The following is a 19818-nucleotide window of genomic DNA, read 5'->3' as shown; positions in this document are numbered from 1 at the left end:
CAGTCTCACGGACGGGGGGAGCGGAAGGTTCAGGACGCGCGCGCCGTCTCGCCGACGCCCGTTTCAGGACGCGCGCGCCGTCTCCAGCGGCTCCGTCGGCATGACCTGGGTGAAGACGTCGTCGTAGCTGTGCACCTCGTCCGTCCCGGAGAGGAGATACGCCTGCGCCTCGCCCACGTGGAAGTACACGCCGTGCAGTGTGAGCGTGCCCTCGGCGAGCCGCCGCGCCACCGGTTCGTACGCCCGCAGGTGCTCCAACTGCTGGACCACGTTGGTCAGACAGAGCTGCTCGACCGCGTCGGCCGGAAGCCGTCCGGAGATCCGGGCCCAGGCGTGTCTCCGGCTCGCCATCCGCTCCAGGCTGGGCCGGCCGTGGCGGAGCCAGCGACGGAGCGGGGTCGGCGGGTCGTCCGGGCCGCCGTTGAGAAGGGCCTGCATCGCGCCGCAGCCGGAGTGGCCGCAGACGGTGATCGACTCGACCCGCAGCACCTCCACCGCGTACTCGATCGCCGCCGCCACCGAGTCGTCGCCGCTCTCCTCGCCCGGCAGGGGGACGAGATTCCCGACGTTGCGCACGGTGAACAGGTCGCCGGGACCGCTCGACGTGATCATGCTGGTGACGAGGCGGGAGTCGGCGCAGGTCAGGAAGAGCTGCGAAGGGGTCTGGCCCTCCCTCGCGAGCCGCGCCAGCTCGTCCCGTACCAGCGGGGCCGTGTTCCGCTGGAACTTGCCGATGCCGCTGGCCAGCTTCAGAGCCGTCGTACGAGGGGGCTCCACGGCCTCGTCGGGCCGGTCGGCCGGCTGCTCGCCGCACTGGTGGTTGTGCCACGGGTTCCAGGGACGGCAGCAGGTGTGCGCGGCGGCGGAGGCCGTCGCGGGGTCGGGCTCGGCGATCCGGGTACCGGAGGGGCCGGTCGTCTCGACCGTGCCGCCGTGGGCGAGGTGCCCGGCGGTCCAGTCGCTCAGCGTCTCGTAGGCGGCGTGGTCCATGAAGGAGCCGTCGAGCTCGACCACCACATCGGATCCGTGGGGCAGCTGGTGAAGGGCGCGGCTCAGCCGGGGCACGGCGAGGAAGGTCAACTGGCCCCGGACGTGCAGCAGGTGGCGCCCGTCCCGCTCCTCGCGGGTGATCCGGGTGCGGGTGAGCCGGTGCAGGGCGACCGCGATGGCCACGGCGATGCCCAGCGCGACGCCCTCCAGGATGCCGACGAGGACGACTCCGGACAGCGTCACCGCGTAGACGACGACCTCGCGGTGCCGGGTGACGGTACGGATGTGGGTGATGCTGACCATCTGGATGCCGACCACCATGACCAGGGCGGCGAGCGCGGGCAGCGGGATCAGGTCCAGCACGGGCACGAGCAGCAGGGCCGCGAGCACGACCCACAGGCCGTGCAGCATCGTGGAGGCGCGGCTCACAGCACCCGCCGATACGTTGGCGACGCTGCGGACCGCGACGCCGGCGACCGGCAGTCCGCCGAGCGCCCCGGACACCACGTTGGCAGCGCCCTGACCGGCGAGTTCGCGGTCGAGGACGGAGCGTGGGACACCCCGACCGCCGTCCGGGCGGGCGGCGACCAGCTTGTCGACCGCGACGGCGGAGAGCAGCGACTGCACGCTCGTGACCAGGGTGATCGTCAATACCCCGGCCGCGATGCCGAGCACCGGTCCCTCGGGCAGACCGGGCAGGGCGTGACTGCTCCAGGAGGGCAGGTCGACGCGCGGGACGGTGAGCCCGGCGAGCGCCGCCACCACCGTCGCCCCGGTCACCGCGACGAGCGCGGCCGGGACCTTTCGTGCGAGCTTCCCGGCCCGGCCCGGCAGCCGGGGCCAGCACAGGAGCACGGCCACGGTGAGGGCGCTGATGCCGAGCGCCGCCGGGTGGATGTGCGCCAACTGGGCGGGCAGGACGAGGACGTTGTCGGCGGCGGAGCTCTGCGGGGTGCCGCCGAGCACGATGTGGAGCTGGGCGAGGGCGATGGTGACGCCGATGCCGGCCAGCATCCCGTGCACGATCGCGGGCGAGACGGCGAGCGCCGAGCGGGCCACCCTGAGGGCGGACAGACCGAGTTGGACGAGCCCGGCGAGCACGGTGATGGCGCAGGTGGTGCGCCAGCCGTACAGCTGGATGAGCTCGGCGGTCACCACGGTGAGGCCGGCGGCGGGGCCGCTCACCTGCAGCGGGGAGCCGCCGAACCGGCCGGCCACCAGACCGCCGACGGCGGCGGCGACCAGGCCGGACTGGAGCGGTGCTCCGGTGGCGAGCGCGATGCCGAGCGAGAGGGGCAGCGCGATCAGGAAGACGGCGACCGAGGCGGAGAGGTCGGCGCCGGCGATACGGAAGCGGCGTGGCGGCTCCGGCGGGCTGTGGGGCCGCTGGACGCGGGGCCGGTTGGTTGTGCGGGCAGGGGTGCAGAGGGTCATTCCCGTCTCCTCCGGGGCAGCGCGGTCGCGGTTCGTGCGGGACGAACGTGGGGGGCTCGCGGCCGTGGGTCACGGCGTGCAGCGGCGGGATTCCCGGCGGGATCCCGCGGGGCGAGGATCAACGCTCGGTAAATGGATCGTAATGGAGAGTAAAGTCTCTGGCATTATTTTCGGGGCAAACAGGGCAATGATTCACCGGTTCCGGTGAAGGCTGAACGGATTGCCGCTTGTCGTTTCATCTCTCCGGCTGTCGCGGTGCGACGTTGACGCCGCTCGTACGGAACCGAGGAGAGGTGGGCGGATGACAGCCGCCGGGAGAAGGACCACAGCCCAGAGGAAGGCGCTCGCCGCCGCTGCCCTCGCCGTCGCCCTGATCACCGGCCTCGCCGGCTGCTCGGGCTCCGACGGCACCGCCACGAAGGGCAAGCCGGGCGGTGCGGGCGCCAAGAAGGAGCCGGCCGCGGCTCCGCCGAACGCGGTCCGCCTCATCGGCGACGGCTCGACCGCCTTCACCGGCACCCAGCCCCGCCAGCCCGCCTGGCAGCGCCTCAAGCCGGGCGAGACCCCGCCGCAGTTCGTCGTCTTCTCGTGGGACGGCGCCGGCGAGGACAGCCAGAAGCTCTTCTCCCACTTCCGCACGGTCGGCAAGAAGTACGACGCCACCATGACGTACTTCCTCAGCGGCGTGTACCTGCTGCCCGAGGAGAAGCGGGAGCTCTACGACCCGCCGCAGCACAGCGCCGGGCGCTCCGACATCGGCTTCAACGACACCGAGGGCATCCGTGCCACCGTCCGCGAACTGCGCGGGGCGTGGCAGGAGGGCAACGAGATCGGCACCCACTTCAACGGACACTTCTGCGGGGCCGAGGGCGGCGTCGGTACCTGGTCCGTCGAGGAGTGGAAGAGCGAGATCAAGCAGGCCAAGTCCTTCGTCAAGAACTGGAAGACCAACTCGGGCCTGCGCGCGGAGCAGCCGCTGCCCTTCGACTACGACAAGGAACTCGTCGGCGCCCGCACCCCCTGCCTCGAAGGCCGGAAGAACTTCGTCCAGGCGGCGGCGGAGCTGGGCTTCCGCTACGACACGAGCGGCGTCAACGACCAGATCTGGCCCAAGAAGGACCTGGGCCTGTGGGACCTGTCGCTGCAGCTCGTGCCGGTCCCCGGCCGCGCCTTCCAGACGCTGTCCATGGACTACAACTTCCTGGTCAACCAGTCCCCGGGCACCACCCAGGGCGACCCGTCCCAGCGCGAGCACTGGGGCGACCAGATGCGGGACGGCCTCGTGCAGGCCTTCGAGCGCTCCTACCGGGGCAACCGCGCGCCGCTCGTCATCGGCAACCACTTCGAGTCCTGGAACGGTGGCACCTACATGCGGGCCGTCGAGGAGACCATCGCCACGGTCTGCGTGCAGAAGGACGTCAAGTGCGTGTCCTTCCGTCAGCTCGCCGACTGGCTGGACGCCCAGGACCCCGACGTCGTCGCCAAGATGCGCACCCTGAAGGTCGGCGAGGCCCCGCCGGCCGGCTGGAAGGCCTTCCTCGCCCCCCAGCCGGCGGTGCCGGCGGCCCCTGCCGGCGCCCCGGCGGCCGGCGCCAAGCAGGCTGAACGGCACTGAGCCGTTCGGCGAGTACGAAGTCGGGGTCGACCTGCGCAGCCAGGTCGGCCCCGGGCCCCTCTCTTTCGCCCCCCTCGCGCCGCTCGGCGCCCGGGGCGCCTTCCGGGCTTCGTGGTGCTGCGCCGGACTCCGTCCGTCGTGGGCGACGGGTGCTGTCAGCCGAGCTGCGCCGCGGCCATCGGTTCGCCGAGCACGAACTCGGGGTCGACCTGCGCAGCCAGGTCGGCCCCGGTTTTGGCGTTGCCCCAGCTCTCCGCGTTGCGCAGGTGGAAGTGGACCATCTGGCGCGTGTAGCGGTCCCAGTCGCGGTCGGTGTACGAGTCGTCCGCCGCGTCCTGGAGGGCCTGGAGCGACATGCGGTTGTCCGCCTCCAGGAGCTCGAAGCGGGGCGGGCGGCCCTTCTCCATCGCGCGGACCCAGTCCGAGTGGCCCACCGTCACGAGCAGGTCGTCGCCGACCTCCGCGCGCAGGAAGTCGAGGTCGTCCTGGCCCTGCACCTTGTTGCCGACGACCTTGAGCGCGACGCCGAAGTCCCGCGCGTACTCCTTGTACTGGCGGTAGACCGAGACGCCCTTGCGGGTCGGCTCGGCGATCAGGAAGGTCATGTCGAAGCGGGTGAAGAGGCCGGAGGCGAAGGAGTCCGAGCCGGCGGTCATGTCGACGACCACGTACTCGTCGGCGCCGTCGACCAGGTGGTTCAGGCAGAGCTCCACCGCGCCGACCTTCGAGTGGTAGCAGGAGACCCCGAGGTCCGACTCCGTGAAGGGCCCGGTCGCCATCAGGCGGATCTCGCCGTCGTCGAGCGGGACCGTCCGCGCGCAGGCCTCGTACACCGGGTTCTCCTCGCGGACCCGCAGCAGCCGCGAACCCTCCCCGGGCGGCGTCGTCTTGATCATCGTGTCGGCGGAGACGATCCGCGGGTTGCTGCCCCGCAGGTACTCCTTGATGAGCGGCAGGTGCGCGCCCATCGCGGGCAGCGCGGCGGCCTCCGTGTCGGGCAGGCCGAGCGCGGCGCCCAGATGCTGGTTGATGTCGGCGTCGACGGCTACGACCGGTGCTTCGTTGGCGGCGAGGTGGCGGATGAAGAGCGAGGACAGCGTGGTCTTGCCGCTGCCGCCCTTCCCCACGAAAGCGATCTTCATGTTCACCTAGGGTAGTGGTATGAACGCGCCGCGTGGTCGGGATGCGTGAAGAAGACCACTCCATCGTGGGGCGGGCCGCCGGGGCGCGTAGCCTCCCTACTTATGAGTACGCACGCCTCTGACCCCTTGGCCGCCCTCGGCTCCCTGCCGGGCGTCGCCGACGCGGTGGACTCCGTACGCAAGGCCGTCGACCGGGTCTACGGTCACCGTGTGATGCGTCGCCGCAGCAACGAGATCTCCTCCGAGGCGGCCCTGCGCGGGGCGCGGGGCTCGGCCGCCCTGTCCGGCGCCGACTGGGCCCTGGAAGAGGTCCGCCGCCGCACCGACTTCGGCTCCGACGCCGAGGCCCGCACGGTCGGCGCCGCGCTTCGGCTCGGCGCCGAGGCCGGGCAGCTGCTCTCCATCTGGCGCCAGTCGCCGCTGCGGGTCCTCGCCCGGCTCCACCTGGTCGCCGCGGGCGACCCGGGCGAATCGGTGGGGCGGCCCCGGCTGGACGGCGAGACGGTCGACGAACCGCTGGTCACGGCTCCGCTGCCGTCGCCCGCCGAGGTCGGCGGACGGCTCGACGGCCTGGCGGAGCTGATTGTCGCGGGCGGCGAGGCCCCCGCGCTCGTGACGGCCGCAGTGGTGCACGGCGAGCTGCTCGCGCTGCGCCCCTTCACGTCGTACAACGGCCTCGTCGCGCGGGCGGCCGAGCGGATCGCGCTGGTCGGCAGCGGTCTCGACCCGAAGGCGATCTGCCCGGCGGAGGTCGGTCACGCGGAGCAGGGGCGGGCCGCGTACCTCGCCGCGTTCGAGGGGTACCTGTCGGGGACCCCGGAGGGCGTGGGCGGCTGGATCGCGCACTGCGGGCGCTCGGTCGAGCTCGGTGTCCGGGAGTCGACGGCCGTCTGCGAGGCGCTGCAGCGCGGCGCGGCCTGACACGGCGCGGGCGGGGTCCTGAAGCAGCGCGGCGGGTCTTGAAGCAGCGCGGCGGGTCCTGAATCGGCGCGGCAGGTCTTGAAGCACCACGGCGCGGCCGAAACAGCGGGGCGCGCACCGAATCGGCCTCGGACAAACGAATCCGGGCCCCTCGCGGGGCCCGGAACGGGTTGCGGCGGCACCAGTTCTGGTACCGCCGCTGGCACGTCTACCCAGTTACCATGCGTCCTCGAATATGTGCCCATCAGGCCGGGAACTTTGCCCGTGGCCTGGTGCGGCTGGCCCGTAATCGACGGGTCGACGTCGCGTGGGTGCTCGGTTTCTGTGCTAGGTCCGTGGGGCCTTCATGCTCAACAGGTGATCCTCTCGGATGTCCTCGGTCTCGCGGGCCTGATTCCTTTCTACTCCTGTCGGGGTAGAAGCGAAAGTGCTGGCTCCACTTCTCTGGTCATTGCTCAAATTCGGGCAAAGCCATCCGCGAGCCGATGGGCGAGCGCTGCCTGCCTTCGCCGCGCGGCGTACCAGACGAGTCCGGCCCCCACGGCCGCCGCACCCACCGCCGCCGCGGCGACGAGCGTGGGGCGGGGCGGCATCCGGAATTCGGGCAGCCGCTGCTTGAGCCGCACCGGCTTCTCGAACGCGAGGACCGGCCATTCCCGCGCCACGGCCTCCCGGCGCAGCGCCCGGTCCGGATTGACCGCGTACGGGTGGCCGACGGCCTCCAGCATGGGGATGTCGGTCGCCGAATCGCTGTACGCGTAGCAGCGCGAGAGGTCGTAGCCCTCCGACTCCGCGAGTTCCCGGACGGCCTCGGCCTTCGTCGGCCCGTAGGCGTAGTACTCCACCTCACCGGTGAAGCAGCCGTCCTCGCCGACCACCATCCGGGTGGCGACGACCCGGTCGGCGCCGAGCATCTCGCCGATCGGCTCGACGACCTCGGCGCCCGAGGTCGAGACGATCACGACGTCGCGGCCGGCGGCGTGATGCTCCTCGATGAGGGAGGCGGCCTCGTCGTAGATGATCGGGTCGATCAGGTCGTGAAGGGTCTCGGCGACGAGCTCCTTCACCTGGGCCACGTTCCAGCCTTTGCAGAGCGCGGAAAGATATTCACGCATCCGCTCCATCTGGTCGTGATCGGCCCCACCTGCCAGGAAGACGAACTGGATGTAGGCCGTCCGCAGGGCGGCACGGCGGCTGATCAGTCCGCCCCGGTAGAAGGACTTGCTGAAGGTCAGCGTCGAGGACTTCGCAATGACCGTCTTGTCCAGGTCAAAGAAGGCGGCTGTGCGCGGCAAGGAGTGGTTTTCCACAAGCCTGAGCATAGGTGCCCGCCATTCGGCGTACGCCGGGGCGCGTGGGTTTGCCTGAGAAGGCTCTCGGGTACACCATGGAAGTCACGGATCGTTCGCGACCGTGCTAACCCGGTCCGGCTCCTCCCCCCCCGAGTCGGCCGGAGAGACGACCCCCGCTCTCCCCCCCGGCGGGGGTCGTCGCATGTCCGGAGCCGTTTTGGCACTGTGAGACATCGTCCGTTCCCTTCCTTCCGGCCGCCGGCCACACCTCGGCCGACGCTCCGCCGAGCTCTCGATTCATCACTCACAGTAACCGGCGGGTTGCGTTCCGGGGAGTCCCCCGAGGGGTGACGAAGATATTCACAGGGCTTCGGATATCCACAGTTTTTCAGCAAGATCCCCAGGATTTTCGGTACGGCCCCACGGTGATTCCTGTCGCGAAGTTCGCGAAGAGCAGGAATCACGAGAGGGGTGGGTGTCATGGAGGCATCCAGGACTTCCGGGGCCAGGGGTACGACGTGGACCGCGGCGCCGAGGGGTGCGGACCGGACTTCGGCGCCGACCGGTCCGGAGGCCGACGGCTCCGAAGAGCCTCGCCGCACGGGGCCGTTGATCGTCACCGAGGACCTCGGGCTGCTCGACGACCTGCTGCGGCTGTGCGCCGCGGCCGGGGTCGAGCCCGAGGTGCACCACCGGGTGCCGGAGCGGCGGGCGAGCTGGACCGACCCACCCCTCGTCCTGGTCGGCGACGACGCCGCGGTCCGCTGCCGGGGAGCCGCCCGCCGCCCCGGGACGGTCCTCGTCGGGCGAGGACAGGCCGATCCGGGGGTGTGGCGACTGGCCGTCGAGATCGGCGCCGAGTGCGTGCTGCGGCTGCCGGACGCCGAGAGCCTCCTCGTCGACCGCATCGCCGACGCGGCCGAGGGCGTGGGCCGGCCGGCCCTGACCGTCGGGGTCGTCGGCGGCCGAGGGGGTGCGGGCGCCTCCACCCTGGCCTGTGGTCTCGCGCTGGCCGCCGCGCGGACCGGGCGGCGCACCCTGCTCGTCGACGGCGACCCGCTGGGCGGGGGACTCGACGTGCTGCTCGGCGGCGAGCGCGAGGAGGGCCGGCGCTGGCCCGACTTCGTCGCCTCGAAGGGCCGGTTGGCCGGAGGCGCCCTGGAGGAGTCCCTGCCGTCCGTGCGGGGGGTTCGGGTGCTCAGCTGGGGCAGGGAGCCCGCGGCGCCGGTGCCGGCCGAGGCCGTGCGGTCCGTGCTCGCCGCCGCCCGCCGCCGGGGTGGAGTCGTCGTGGTCGACCTGCCGCGCGGAACCGACCCGGCGGCTGTCGAGGCCCTGGCCCAGCTCGACCTCGGACTACTTGTTGTGCCAGGTGAGTTGAGGGCCGTCGCGGCCGCCCACCGGGTGGCCTCGACCCTCGCCCTGGGCGTGCGCGACCTACGGGCGGTGGTCCGTGGACCGTACGCGGCGGGGCTCGACGAGCGGTGGGTCGCCGACGCCCTGCGGCTGCCACTCGCCGGTGAACTCCCTTACGACCCGGGGATCGTGGCGGACCAGGACGCAGGCGTGCCGCCGGGTGCCGAGCCCCGTGGTCCGCTCGGCCGGTTCTGCGACGCCTTCTGGGTACGTGCTCTCGCCCCTGGCGGTTCGGCATGACCGGGGGTGCGGGTGCCGGCGGTGCGGGTCTGCTCGACGCCGTGCGGCAGCGGCTCGCGGCGAGCGGCTCCGAGCCCACGCCGGCGCGGGTCGCGGCGGCGCTGCGGGCTCAGGGGCGGCTGCTGGGCGACGCGGAAGTGCTGGGTGTGGCGGAGGAGTTGAGGTGCGAGCTGATCGGCAGCGGGCCGCTCGAACCGCTGCTCGCCGACCCGGCCGTCACCGATGTCCTGGTCTCGGCACCCGACCGGGTGTGGGTGGACCGGGGCGCCGGCCTCGAAAGGGCCCCGGTGTCCTTCGCCGACGCCGCCGCCGTACGCAGGCTCGCGCAACGGCTCGCGGCGGTGGCCGGCCGCAGGCTCGACGACGCCCGGCCCTGGGTGGACGCGCGACTGCCCGACGGCACCCGGATGCACGCGGTGCTGCCACCGGTGGCGGTCGGCTCGACCTGCCTGTCGCTCCGGGTGGTGCGCCCGCGTGCCTTCACCCTGGAGGAGCTGGCGGCGGCGGGCACGGTGCCGCCGGGGGGTGCCCCGATCCTGCGCGCCCTGATCGACGCCCGGGTGTCGTACCTGGTCAGCGGTGGGACGGGGACGGGGAAGACCACCCTGCTCGCCTCCCTGCTCGGCCTGGTGGGGGAGCGGGAGCGGATCGTCCTCGCCGAGGACTCGGCGGAGCTGAGGCCCGACCACCCGCACGTGGTGCGCCTGGAGGCGCGGCCCGCGAACCAGGAGGGCGCCGGACTCGTGACCCTGCGGGACCTGGTCCGGCAGGCGCTGCGGATGCGGCCGGACCGGCTGGTGGTCGGCGAGGTCCGGGGTGGCGAGGCGGTCGATCTGCTCGCCGCTCTCAACACCGGCCATGAAGGGGGCTCGGGAACGCTCCATGCCAACACTGCGGCGGACGTACCCGCGAGGCTCGAAGCCCTGGGGACGGCGGCCGGGCTCGACCGGGCCGCCCTGCACAGCCAGTTGGGGGCCGGCCTGTCGGTGGTGCTCCATCTGGCGCGGGACCGGGACGGGCGGCGGCGGATCGCCGAGGTGCACGTCCTGGAGCGGGACCGGGACGGCCTGGTGCGGACGGTTCCCGCGCTGCGGTGGGGCGCCTCGGGGTTCGTGCGGGAGCGGGGCTGGGAGCGGCTGAGGTCGCTGATCGGAGGGGGATCGTGATCACGACGGGGTTGTCCGTACGGGACGTGGCCCCCGTGGCGTCGGCGGTCTGCGTGGCACTGGCGTTGTGGGAGGTGGCCGAGTGGCGGCGGGGCATGGGGAGGGCGCGGACGGTGCTCGTCGAAGGGGTTTCCGGCCTCCCCGGGGCTGCCGGTGTCCGTGCTGTGTGGGCCGAGGCGGCCGCGCGCTGGTGGGCCGTGCTGCGGGGGCGGCGGGCGTGGCTGTGTCTGCCGGTCGCGGGAGTTCTCGCGCTGCTCGGTGAGTCGCCGCTGCCGCTGGTGGCGGGGGCGGTCGCGGTGCCGGTGGTCGGGCGGCGGCTGCGGGAGGCCGAGCGCCGGAAGGAACGCGAGGCGCGGGCCGAACGGGTGGTGGCGCTCTGCGGGGCCGTCGTCGGGGAGCTGAGAGCCGGGTGGCAGCCCGCGCAGGCCCTGTCGTTCGCGGCCCGGGAGACGGGCGCCCTCGGTGGGGAGGAGGCGGCGGTGCTCGCGGCGGCCCGCTTCGGCGGGGACGTGCCGGAGGCCCTGCGGAGGGCGGCCGCGCAGGACGGCGCCGACGGACTCGCGGGCATGGCGGCCTGCTGGCAGGTGGCCGTGGACGGCGGTGCGGGCCTGGCCGCCGGTCTTGACCGGCTCGAATCGGCCCTGCGGGACCACCGCGAGCAGCGGGAGCGGTTGCGCGCCGAACTGGCCGGGGCCTGGGCGACGGTGGCGGTTCTCGCGGTGTTGCCGCTGGCCGGTGTCGCCCTTGGTGCGGCCCTTGGCGCGGACCCGCTGTGGGTGCTGCTGCACACACCGGCGGGTCTGGGCTGCCTCGTCGTGGGCGGGGCTCTGGAGGCGGCCGGGCTGTGGTGGGCCGCGCGGATCGTGCGAGGAGGGGAGCGGCAGTGATGGAGGTCTTGCGACTGTCGACAGTTGTGCTCCTGGCAGTGACCTGGGGTGCGCAGGGCGCGTGGGAGCTGGTGCGCGGGCGACGGGTACGCGGGATGCGGCGGCGGTTGAGAGGTCTGCTTCCGGCCCCCGCTCCACCGCCGCCCAAGCGGCGCCCACGGATGCCGCAGCGGGTGGGGCGCTGGGTGGGGCCACTGGGGGCGGCCGGCCTCGGCTGGGTGCTGTTCGGGGCGTTCGGCGGGCTGGCGGCCGGCGTCCTGGTGGCCGCAGGGGTGCGGCGGGGCACGACGAGCGGGTCGGCCGCGCCGACGGACGCGGAGGACGAGGCGGCACGGCATCTTCCGCTGGCCGCGGATCTGTTGGCGGCCTGTGCCTCGGCCGGAGCCGGGCCCGGGGAGGCGGCGGAGGCCGTCGGGCGGTCCCTGGGCGGCCCGTTGGGCGAGCGCCTGACCCGTACGGCGGCCGAGCTGCGGCTCGGTGGCGAACCGGCCGAGGTGTGGCGGAGGTTCGGCGCGATACCGGGCGCCTCGGGTCTCGCCCGCTGCATGGAGCGGGCCGGTTCCTCGGGGGCGCCCGCGGCGGAGGCCGTGGCACGGCACGCGGCCGCGCTGCGGTCGGCCCGAGCCCGTACGGCGGCGGCCAGGGCGCGCCGCGCGCAGGTCCTGATCAGTGGGCCCGTGGGGCTCTGCTTCCTGCCGGCCTTCCTGGCGGTGGGAGTGGCCCCGGTGGTGATCGGCCTGGCGACGGGCCTTCTGGACGGGTGAGCGACATGACACGACGAGAACGACGAGAACAACGCGAACGACGAGAACGACGCGAACGAGCAGGACGGATCGGGGAGGTTGGCATGGCCGGCAAGGTGGCGATGGGCGGTTGGTGGCGGGCGCGTCGGGCGGCCGCGCGCGGGGACGCGGGGATGACCACGTCCGAGTACGCGGTGGGAACGATCGCGGCGGCGGGGTTCGCCGCGGTGCTGTACAAGATCGTGACCAGTGGCGCGGTCTCGGGAGCGCTGGAGTCGGTGATCGGGAAGGCTCTCGATGCGCCGTTCTGACCGGGGTTTCGTGACCGTGGAGGCGGCGATGGTGCTGCCCGTCCTCGCCCTCTTCACGGTGACCCTGCTCTGGGCGCTGGCGGCGGCCGCGGCGCAGATCCGCTGCGTGGACGCGGCGCGGGCGGGGGCACGCGTCGCGGCCCGCTCCGAGCCCGTGGCCTCCGCCGAGGCGGCCGCGCGGGCGGCCGCACCCGAGGGCGCCCGGGTCTCGGTGACACGGTCGGGGGAGTTGTGGCGGGTGACCGTGGAGGCGGCGGCCCCGGGCCCACGGGGGATGGGCCTGACCCTGCGCGCGGACGCGGCGGCCTTGGCGGAGGACACGATGGCCGGTGGTCCGGCACCGGACACCTCGGAGAACGGGGGCCCGCCGTGACGGCCGAGACGCGGGGCCGGGCCGGCCGCCGGGCGGACTTCCGAAGCGTCCGGGCCTGGGGCGTCCGAGCCTGGGGTGTCCGGGCCGGGGGTGTCCGGGCCCGGGGTGGGCGCCGTACAGCCCTTCGGAGCGACCGGGGTGCGGCGACCGTGTGGGTGGCGTTCGCGGCCTGTGCGCTGTGTGTGGTGTTCGGGGCGGTGCTCGCGCTCGGGCAGGCGGTGGCGGCCCGGCACCGGGCCGGTGGGGCGGCCGACCTGGCGGCGCTCGCCGCTGCCGACCGGGCGCTGTGGGGCGAGGCCGAGGCCTGTGCCGCCGCCTCCCGGGTGGCCGCCGCGCAGGGCGCCGAGCTGGTGGGATGCGCGGTGCGGGGTGAGATCGCCGAGGTGACCGCCCGGGCCGTACGTGGCCCCTACCGGCCGCAGATCAGGTCGCGGGCGGGGCCTCCGGCGCCTCCCGCAGGATTTCCGTGAGGAGGCGGACCGCGCCGCGCTTGTGGAGGGGGTCGTTGCCGTTGCCGCACTTCGGGGACTGGATGCAGGACGGGCAGCCCGCCTCGCACTCGCAGGAGGCGATGGCCTCTCGGGTGGCCGTCAGCCAGGCCCGGGCCGTGTGGAAGGCGCGCTCGGCGAAGCCCGCGCCTCCCGGGTGGCCGTCGTACACGAAGACGGTGGGCAGCAGGGTGTCGGGATGGAGCGGTACGGAGACCCCGCCGATGTCCCAGCGGTCGCAGGTGGCGAAGAGCGGCAGCATGCCGATGGAGGCGTGCTCGGCGGCGTGCAGGGCGCCCCCGAGGATCTCCGGGGTGATCCGGGCGGCGTCGAGCTGGTCCTCGGTGACCGTCCACCACACGGCCCGGGTGCGCAGGGTACGGGGCGGGAGGTCGAGCTTGGTCTCGCCGAGCACCTCGCCCGTGATCAGGCGGCGGCGCAGGAAGGAGACGACCTGGTTGGTGACCTCGACGGAGCCGTAGCAGAGGCGGCCGGCTCCCCAGGGGATCTCGGTCTCGGTGTCCAGGACGGTGATGGAGGTGGTGTCGCGGGCGGTGGTGGAGTACGGCGGGACGGCCTCCTCCACGAGGGCCACGGAGTCCTTGAGGTCGAGCTCCCGCACCAGGTAGCTGCGGCCCTGGTGGAGGTGGACGGCGCCCTCGTGGACGGCGGTGTGGGAGGCGGCCTCGTCGACGGTGCCGAGCAGCCGGCCGGTGCCGGACTCCACGATCCGGACAGGGCTGCCGCCGCCGCCCCGGATGTCGGTGAGGTCGGCGGCCCGCTCGCGGCGCGTCCAGTACCAGCCGGTGGAGCGGCGGCGCAGCAGGCCGGCGCCCTCCAGCTGGGGCAGCAGGTCGGGGACGGCCGGGCCGAAGAGGGCCAGGTCCGGTTCGGTGAGCGGGAGCTCCGCGGCGGCGGCGCACAGATGGGGGGCGAGGACGTAGGGGTTGTCGGGGTCCAGGACGGTCGACTCGACCGGCTGGTCGAAGATCGCCTCCGGGTGGTGGACCAGGAAGGTGTCCAGCGGGTCGTCGCGGGCGATCAGGATCGCGAGGGCGCCCTCGCCCGAGCGGCCGGCGCGGCCCGCCTGCTGCCAGAGGGAGGCCCGGGTGCCCGGGTAGCCGGCGATCAAGACCGCGTCCAGGCCCGAGACGTCCACGCCCAGCTCCAGGGCGGTCGTGGCGGCCAGGCCGAGGAGCTCGCCGGAGTGCAGGGCCCGCTCCAGGGCCCGGCGCTCCTCGGGCAGGTAGCCGCCGCGGTAGGCGGCGACCCGGCGGGCCAGTGAGCGGTCGGTCTCGGCGAGGCGTTCCTGGGCGATCACCGAGATCAGTTCGGCGCCGCGCCGGGAGCGTACGAAGGCGACCGAGCGGACGCCCTGGCGGGTCAGGTCGGTCAGCAGATCCGCGGTCTCGGCGGTGGCGGTGCGGCGTACGGGCGCGCCGCGCTCGCCGTGCAGATCGGTCAGCGGCGGCTCCCAGAGGGCGAAGACCAGCTCGCCGCGCGGGGAGGCGTCGTCGGAGACCTCGGTGACCTGCAGGCCGGTGAGGCGGCCGGCGGCGAGGGCGGGTTCGGCCGAGGTGGCGGAGGCGAGGAGGAAGACCGGCTCGGAGCCGTACCGGGCGCAGATCCGGCGCAGTCGCCGCAGCACCTGGGCGACGTGGGAGCCGAAGACGCCCCGGTAGGTGTGGCACTCGTCGATCACGACGTAGCGCAGGGAGCGCAGGAAGGAGGCCCACCTGGGGTGGGAGGGGAGTATGCCCCGGTGCAGCATGTCGGGGTTGGTCAGCACGTAGTTCGCGTACTGGCGGACCCACTCGCGTTCCTCGACGGGGGTGTCGCCGTCGTAGACGGCGGGGCGGATCCGGTTGCCGAGCGGGGCGGCCAGTTCCCGGACGGCGCGCCGCTGGTCGGCGGCGAGGGCCTTGGTGGGCGAGAGGTACAGGGCGGTGGTCCCGCGCCCGTTCGGGGCCTCCGAGCCGTCCAGGAGGGTGCTCAGGACCGGGGCGAGGTAGGCGAGCGACTTGCCCGAGGCGGTTCCGGTGGCGATCACCACGGACTCGCCGTCCAGGGCGTGCTCGGCGGCCTCCGCCTGATGCGCCCAGGGGTGCTCGATCCCGGCCGTCTGGATCGCCGCGATCACCTCCGGACGGATGCGGTGCGGCCAGACGGCATGACGACCCTCCCGGGCGGGCATGTGCTCCGTATGAGTGATGCGCGCGGCCCGGCTCTCGCCCGAGGAGAGCCGGTCGAGGATCATGCCGGGGGAGGGGCGACTGCCCGTGTCCCCGGCGGGTCGACGGGGGCGCTGATTCTTGGCCATCGGCACCGAGTGTGTCACTGCCATGACGGACAATGCTTCCAAGGCGTCGTGCATGGCTGCTGGTAAGTGATTGAATGCCATCGCGGCTGGCGATCAGTTCCCTGACTCCGCCCGGGAGACCCAGTGGGGACGATCGTTCGATAGCAAGGTGCTGGAGGATCCGTGGACCTGTCCCTGTCGACTCGCAATGTGTCCGGCGCTGGTGGCGACCGTACGGTCGTCGAGGTCGGTGGCGAGATTGATGTGTATACCGCGCCCAAGCTGCGCGAGCAGTTGGTCGAGTTGGTGAACGACGGCAGCTACCACCTGGTTGTCGACATGGAGGGCGTGGACTTCCTCGACTCCACGGGCCTCGGTGTGCTCGTCGGCGGCCTGAAGCGCGTTCGTGCGCACGAGGGCTCGCTGCGTCTGGTCTGCAACCAGGAGCGCATTCTGAAGATTTTCCGGATCACGGGTCTCACCAAGGTGTTCCCGATCCACACCTCGGTCGACGAGGCCGTCAACGCCGTCGACTGAGCCCAGGGGGTTCGCATGGCCACCGTTGAACTCCGCTTCAGCGCTCAGCCCGAGCACGTCCGTACGGCCCGCCTGGTGGCGGCCGCGGTCGCGCGCCGGGCCGGCGTGGACGAGGCGGTCCTCGACGAGGTGCGTCTCGCCGTGGGCGAGGCGTGTTCGCGTGCCGTCGGGCTGCACCGCAGCAACGACGTCACGACGCCCATCAGGGTCGTGCTGACCGAGGAGGAGAAGACGTTCTCCATCGAAGTCGGCGACGAGGTCCCGGGTGCGGGGGTCGCGGCGGCAGATGCCGCCGGTGTCCCCGGCGCGCGGGCCGCGGCCCCGGCCGAGGAATTCGACGACGCCGACGGTGAGGACGAGATGGGGCTCGCGGTGATCCGCGGGCTCGTCGACGATGTCGAGGTGAGCGCCGGCGAGGACGGCGGCACCATCCGGATGAGCTGGCCGGTGAGTTCGGCGGACGTCCTGTCCTGACCCGTACACGCTCGCTGTCCCGACAGCGAGAAGCGCGACGAGAAGAGGCCCTGCCCCGCAGGGCCTCTTCTCGTTGTCCAGGGGCCGTTCCCGGACCGCCCGCCGGATTGGTGCATCCGCGCGGGGGTCTGCGGCATCCCCGTATGCGCCGGTTTGCCTCCCTATGATCCGTCCCCATGGACCCCACTTCTCTCGCCGCGGCGGTGCTCACGAGCGGGAACCGGACGATCGTGTACGTCGTCGGCGCCGTCGCCCTCGCCGCGCTGGTCGTCGCGCGGCTCCTCGTCCGCCAGGTGCTCAGGGCCGGTGAGGGCACCGAGAAGATGAGGGAGATCGCCGCCGCCGTGCAGGAGGGGGCCAACGCCTACCTCGCGCGGCAGCTGCGGACCCTCGCCGTCTTCGCGGTCGTCGTGTTCTTCCTGCTGATGCTGCTGCCCGCGGACAACTGGTCGCAGCGCGCCGGACGTTCCCTGTTCTTCCTGGTGGGGGCGCTGTTCTCGGCGGTCACCGGGTACATCGGCATGCGGCTCGCCGTACGGGCCAACGTGCGGGTCGCGGCGGCCGCCCGGGAGGCCACCCCGGCCGAGGGCGAACCCGAGAAGAACCTGACGGAGGTGGCACACCGCGCCACCCGGATCGCGTTCCGGACGGGCGGGGTCGTCGGCATGTGCACGGTCGGCCTCGGGCTGCTCGGGGCCGTGTGCGTCGTCCTCGTCTACGCCGCCGACGCGCCCAAGGTCCTGGAGGGATTCGGACTCGGTGCCGCGCTCATCGCCATGTTCATGCGCGTGGGCGGCGGCATCTTCACCAAGGCCGCCGACGTCGGCGCCGACCTGGTCGGCAAGGTCGAGAAGGGCATCCCGGAGGACGACCCCCGCAACGCGGCCACCATCGCCGACAACGTGGGCGACAACGTCGGCGACTGCGCGGGCATGGCGGCCGACCTCTTCGAGTCGTACGCCGTCACCCTGGTCGCCGCGCTCATCCTCGGCAAGGTGGCCTTCGGCGACCACGGCCTGACGTTCCCCCTGATCGTGCCCGCGATCGGCGTGATCACCGCGGTGATCGGCATCTTCGCCGTCTCCCCGCGGCGCTCCGACCGCGGCGGGATGACCGCGATCAACCGCGGCTTCCTCGTCTCCGCGGTGATCTCGCTCGCCGGAGTCGCCGTCGCCGCGTTCGCGTATCTGCCCTCGTCCTACGCCGAGCTCGCGGGCGTCACCGAGCCGGGCATCCGCGACCACGCCGGTGATCCCCGGGTCCTGGCCCTGGTCGCCGTCGCCCTCGGCATCGTCCTCGCCGCGCTCATCCAGCAGCTCACCGGCTACTTCACGGAGACGAGCCGGCGGCCGGTCAGGGACGTCGGCAAGTCCTCGCTCACCGGCCCCGCGACCGTCGTCCTCGCGGGTGTGGCCCTCGGCATGGAGTCCGCCGTGTACACGGCGATCCTGATCGGGCTCACCGTGTACGGGGCGTTCCTGCTCGGCGGTTCCTCGATCATGCTCGCGCTGTTCGCGGTCGCCCTCGCCGGTACGGGCCTGCTCACCACGGTCGGCGTGATCGTCGCCATGGACACCTTCGGCCCGGTCGCCGACAACGCCCAGGGCATCGCGGAGATGTCCGGGGACGTCCAGGGTGCCGGAGCCCAGGTCCTCACCGATCTCGACGCCGTCGGCAACACGACGAAGGCCATCACCAAGGGCATCGCCATCGCCACCGCCGTACTCGCCGCCTCGGCGCTGTTCGGCTCGTACCGGGACGCCATCGCGACCTCGGTCGCCGAGGTCGCCGAGGTCGGCGCGACGGCGGACCGGCTGACACTCTCGATGGACATCTCCCAGCCCAACAACCTCTTCGGCCTCATCCTCGGCTCGGCGGTCGTCTTCCTGTTCTCCGGACTCGCGATCAACGCGGTGTCCCGGTCGGCGGGATCGGTGGTGTACGAGGTGCGGCGGCAGTTCCGCGAGCACCCCGGGATCATGAACTTCACCGAGAAGCCCGAGTACGGACGGGTCGTCGACATCTGCACCAAGGACGCGCTGCGCGAACTCGCCACGCCCGGACTGCTCGCCGTGCTGGCCCCGATCGCGGTCGGCTTCGCGCTGGGCGTCGGCCCGCTCGGTGCGTACCTCGCCGGCGCGATCGGTACGGGTGCGCTGATGGCGGTGTTCCTCGCCAACTCCGGTGGCGCCTGGGACAACGCGAAGAAGCTGGTCGAGGACGGGAACCACGGCGGCAAGGGCAGCGAGGCACACGAGGCGACCATCATCGGGGACACGGTCGGCGACCCGTTCAAGGACACGGCGGGGCCGGCGATCAACCCGCTCCTGAAGGTGATGAACCTGGTCGCGCTGCTCATCGCCCCGGCGGTCGTGCGGTTCAGTTACGGGGGCGATGCCAGCGCCGGTCTTCGCGCGGCGGTCGCGGGGGTCGCGCTGCTCGTCGTCATCGCTGCCGTGCGGGTCTCCAAGAAGCGTTCCGTGACGGTGTCCTGACATGGTGTCCGGCATGGTGTCCGACGTGGTGTCCGTCTCATTTCCGGGCGCGTCCGGGGTGCGTGAGCGGTCTCTCCCTTGGTTCAAAAGACTGCAATACGGGGTGAATCCGTCGTACGAAAGGTGGAAGTAGCCCGTTCGGCGTGTATGTTCCGGGGCCGAGAGCCTTGGAAGGGACCGATCCGGTGAACAAGAAGCTTGCGGCCGCACTGTCCGGCGGCGCGGTACTCGTGCTCGCGCTGTCCGGTTGCAGCGACGACGAGGGCAACAAGGTGGACGACTGGGCGAAGACGTTCTGCGACCAGGCGAAGCCTCAGATCCAGAAGCGGGCCGACGCCCACCAGATCATCATTTCGACGGCCGCGGACAGCAAGCCCGCCGAGATCCAGGCCGCCGACTCGAAGGCGTTCCAGGACATCGCCAACGCGGACCGGGCACTCGCCAAGGCCGTCGAGAGCGCGGGCGCCCCGCCCGTCGAGAACGGCGAGAAGGTCCAGCAGGACGCGATCAAGGAGCTCAACGCGACCGCGGTGGCGTACGAGGGCCTCAAGAAGCAGGTCGACGCGCTGGACCCGACGAACCAGCAGAAGTTCGCGGACGGCCTCCAGGGCGTCGCGGACGGTCTGACCAAGATCGAGAAGATGGACCAGAACGCCCTGTCCAAGCTGGAGGAGGGCGAGCTGGGCCAGGCGATGGCCAAGCAGCCCGGCTGCCAGAAGCCCACGGCCTCGACCCCGCCGAAGGCCTCCGGCTCGGCGGCTCCGAAGCCCGGATCCACCGCCTCGGGCTCCTCCGCCAAGGGCTCGGACTCCTCCGAGCCCTCGGGGAAGTCCTCCACGAAGCCGGCCGAGAAGACCTCGTCGGCCAAGACCGAGGAGTAGTCCCACCCGGGATTCCACCCGGGATTCCACCCGGGCAGGCCTGGCGACGAGCGGCGATCCGCCGTCCGTCGCCGGGTCGGCCGCCCGGTTGTCGGTGGCGGCGGTCACAATGGAGCA

The 19818-nt window shown here is 72.8% G+C and carries 17 protein-coding genes; 13 read left to right on the top strand and 4 right to left on the bottom strand.

The window, feature by feature from the left end; all coding sequences use genetic code 11:
* Window positions 1–63: 63 nt before the first annotated feature.
* The gene (locus tag OG462_RS20710; protein ID WP_406059599.1) at window positions 64–2424 is read right to left on the bottom strand and encodes a SulP family inorganic anion transporter; all 2361 of its coding nucleotides are present in this window, start codon (window positions 2422–2424) and stop codon (window positions 64–66) included.
* Window positions 2425–2725: 301 nt separating this feature from the next.
* On the opposite strand from OG462_RS20710, the gene OG462_RS20705 reads away from it, so the two are divergent.
* Entirely contained in the window at window positions 2726–4039 is a 1314-nt protein-coding gene (locus OG462_RS20705; RefSeq protein WP_406059598.1) for a hypothetical protein, read from the top strand.
* Window positions 4040–4194: 155 nt separating this feature from the next.
* Here OG462_RS20705 and OG462_RS20700 read toward each other — a convergent pair whose 3' ends face one another.
* Complete coding sequence (locus OG462_RS20700) at window positions 4195–5181, bottom strand: ATP-binding protein (RefSeq protein WP_406059597.1); 987 nt, start codon at window positions 5179–5181, stop codon at window positions 4195–4197.
* Between the two features lie 102 nt (window positions 5182–5283).
* Between OG462_RS20700 and OG462_RS20695 the strand changes: the two genes are divergently transcribed.
* Window positions 5284–6102: an oxidoreductase gene (locus tag OG462_RS20695; protein ID WP_406059595.1), complete on the top strand. Its 819-nt coding sequence runs from the start codon at window positions 5284–5286 to the stop codon at window positions 6100–6102.
* Between the two features lie 455 nt (window positions 6103–6557).
* Here the strand turns inward: OG462_RS20695 and OG462_RS20690 are convergent, their stop codons facing one another.
* Window positions 6558–7424: an HAD family hydrolase gene (locus OG462_RS20690; RefSeq protein WP_406059593.1), complete on the bottom strand. Its 867-nt coding sequence runs from the start codon at window positions 7422–7424 to the stop codon at window positions 6558–6560.
* A 450-nt stretch (window positions 7425–7874) separates the two neighbouring features.
* Between OG462_RS20690 and ssd the strand changes: the two genes are divergently transcribed.
* The 7 genes from ssd (at window position 7875) to OG462_RS20655 (ending at window position 12997) form a co-directional block, all read left to right on the top strand.
* Entirely contained in the window at window positions 7875–9047 is a 1173-nt protein-coding gene (gene ssd, locus OG462_RS20685; RefSeq protein ID WP_406059592.1) for a septum site-determining protein Ssd, read from the top strand.
* A complete protein-coding gene (locus OG462_RS20680; protein ID WP_406059590.1) occupies window positions 9044–10213 on the top strand; it encodes a TadA family conjugal transfer-associated ATPase in 1170 nt (389 codons plus the stop codon). The genes ssd and OG462_RS20680 overlap by 4 nt, the downstream gene beginning before the upstream one ends.
* A 95-nt stretch (window positions 10214–10308) precedes the next feature.
* On the top strand, window positions 10309–11100 hold the full coding sequence (locus OG462_RS20675; protein ID WP_406066629.1) for a type II secretion system F family protein: 792 nt from the start codon (window positions 10309–10311) through the stop codon (window positions 11098–11100).
* Complete coding sequence (locus OG462_RS20670) at window positions 11100–11864, top strand: type II secretion system F family protein (RefSeq protein WP_406059588.1); 765 nt, start codon at window positions 11100–11102, stop codon at window positions 11862–11864. The genes OG462_RS20675 and OG462_RS20670 overlap by 1 nt, the downstream gene beginning before the upstream one ends.
* Window positions 11865–11947: 83 nt before the next feature.
* On the top strand, window positions 11948–12154 hold the full coding sequence (locus OG462_RS20665; protein WP_406059586.1) for a DUF4244 domain-containing protein: 207 nt from the start codon (window positions 11948–11950) through the stop codon (window positions 12152–12154).
* Window positions 12141–12527 carry a TadE family type IV pilus minor pilin gene (locus OG462_RS20660; protein ID WP_406059584.1) on the top strand — a complete coding sequence of 129 codons (387 nt, stop codon included), beginning with the start codon at window positions 12141–12143 and terminating at the stop codon, window positions 12525–12527. Before OG462_RS20665 ends, OG462_RS20660 begins: the two co-directional genes overlap by 14 nt.
* A complete protein-coding gene (locus OG462_RS20655) occupies window positions 12524–12997 on the top strand; it encodes an Rv3654c family TadE-like protein (RefSeq protein ID WP_406059583.1) in 474 nt (157 codons plus the stop codon). Before OG462_RS20660 ends, OG462_RS20655 begins: the two co-directional genes overlap by 4 nt.
* On the opposite strand, the gene OG462_RS20650 is transcribed toward OG462_RS20655, so the two are convergent.
* Window positions 12951–15416 carry a DEAD/DEAH box helicase gene (locus OG462_RS20650; RefSeq protein ID WP_406059581.1) on the bottom strand — a complete coding sequence of 822 codons (2466 nt, stop codon included), beginning with the start codon at window positions 15414–15416 and terminating at the stop codon, window positions 12951–12953. The two genes, OG462_RS20655 and OG462_RS20650, sit on opposite strands and share 47 nt — an antisense overlap.
* An 81-nt stretch (window positions 15417–15497) precedes the next feature.
* On the opposite strand from OG462_RS20650, the gene OG462_RS20645 reads away from it, so the two are divergent.
* The 4 genes from OG462_RS20645 to OG462_RS20630 all read left to right on the top strand — a co-directional run bounded on the left by OG462_RS20645 (window position 15498) and on the right by OG462_RS20630 (window position 19701).
* Window positions 15498–15851 (top strand): STAS domain-containing protein, encoded by a 354-nt coding sequence (locus OG462_RS20645; protein WP_015034520.1) that lies wholly within the window; start codon window positions 15498–15500, stop codon window positions 15849–15851.
* Between the two features lie 15 nt (window positions 15852–15866).
* Window positions 15867–16325: an ATP-binding protein gene (locus OG462_RS20640; protein ID WP_187621729.1), complete on the top strand. Its 459-nt coding sequence runs from the start codon at window positions 15867–15869 to the stop codon at window positions 16323–16325.
* A gap of 176 nt (window positions 16326–16501) precedes the next feature.
* A complete protein-coding gene (locus tag OG462_RS20635; RefSeq protein ID WP_406059578.1) occupies window positions 16502–18820 on the top strand; it encodes a sodium-translocating pyrophosphatase in 2319 nt (772 codons plus the stop codon).
* 185 nt (window positions 18821–19005) lie between these two features.
* Entirely contained in the window at window positions 19006–19701 is a 696-nt protein-coding gene (locus OG462_RS20630; RefSeq protein WP_406059577.1) for a small secreted protein, read from the top strand.
* Window positions 19702–19818: the final 117 nt, after the last annotated feature.

This window comes from Streptomyces sp. NBC_01077 (assembly GCF_045162855.1).
Taxonomy (GTDB): domain Bacteria; phylum Actinomycetota; class Actinomycetes; order Streptomycetales; family Streptomycetaceae; genus Streptomyces.
The sequence above is the reverse complement of the archived record's forward strand: the minus strand, read 5'-3'. Positions and strand labels throughout refer to the sequence as shown.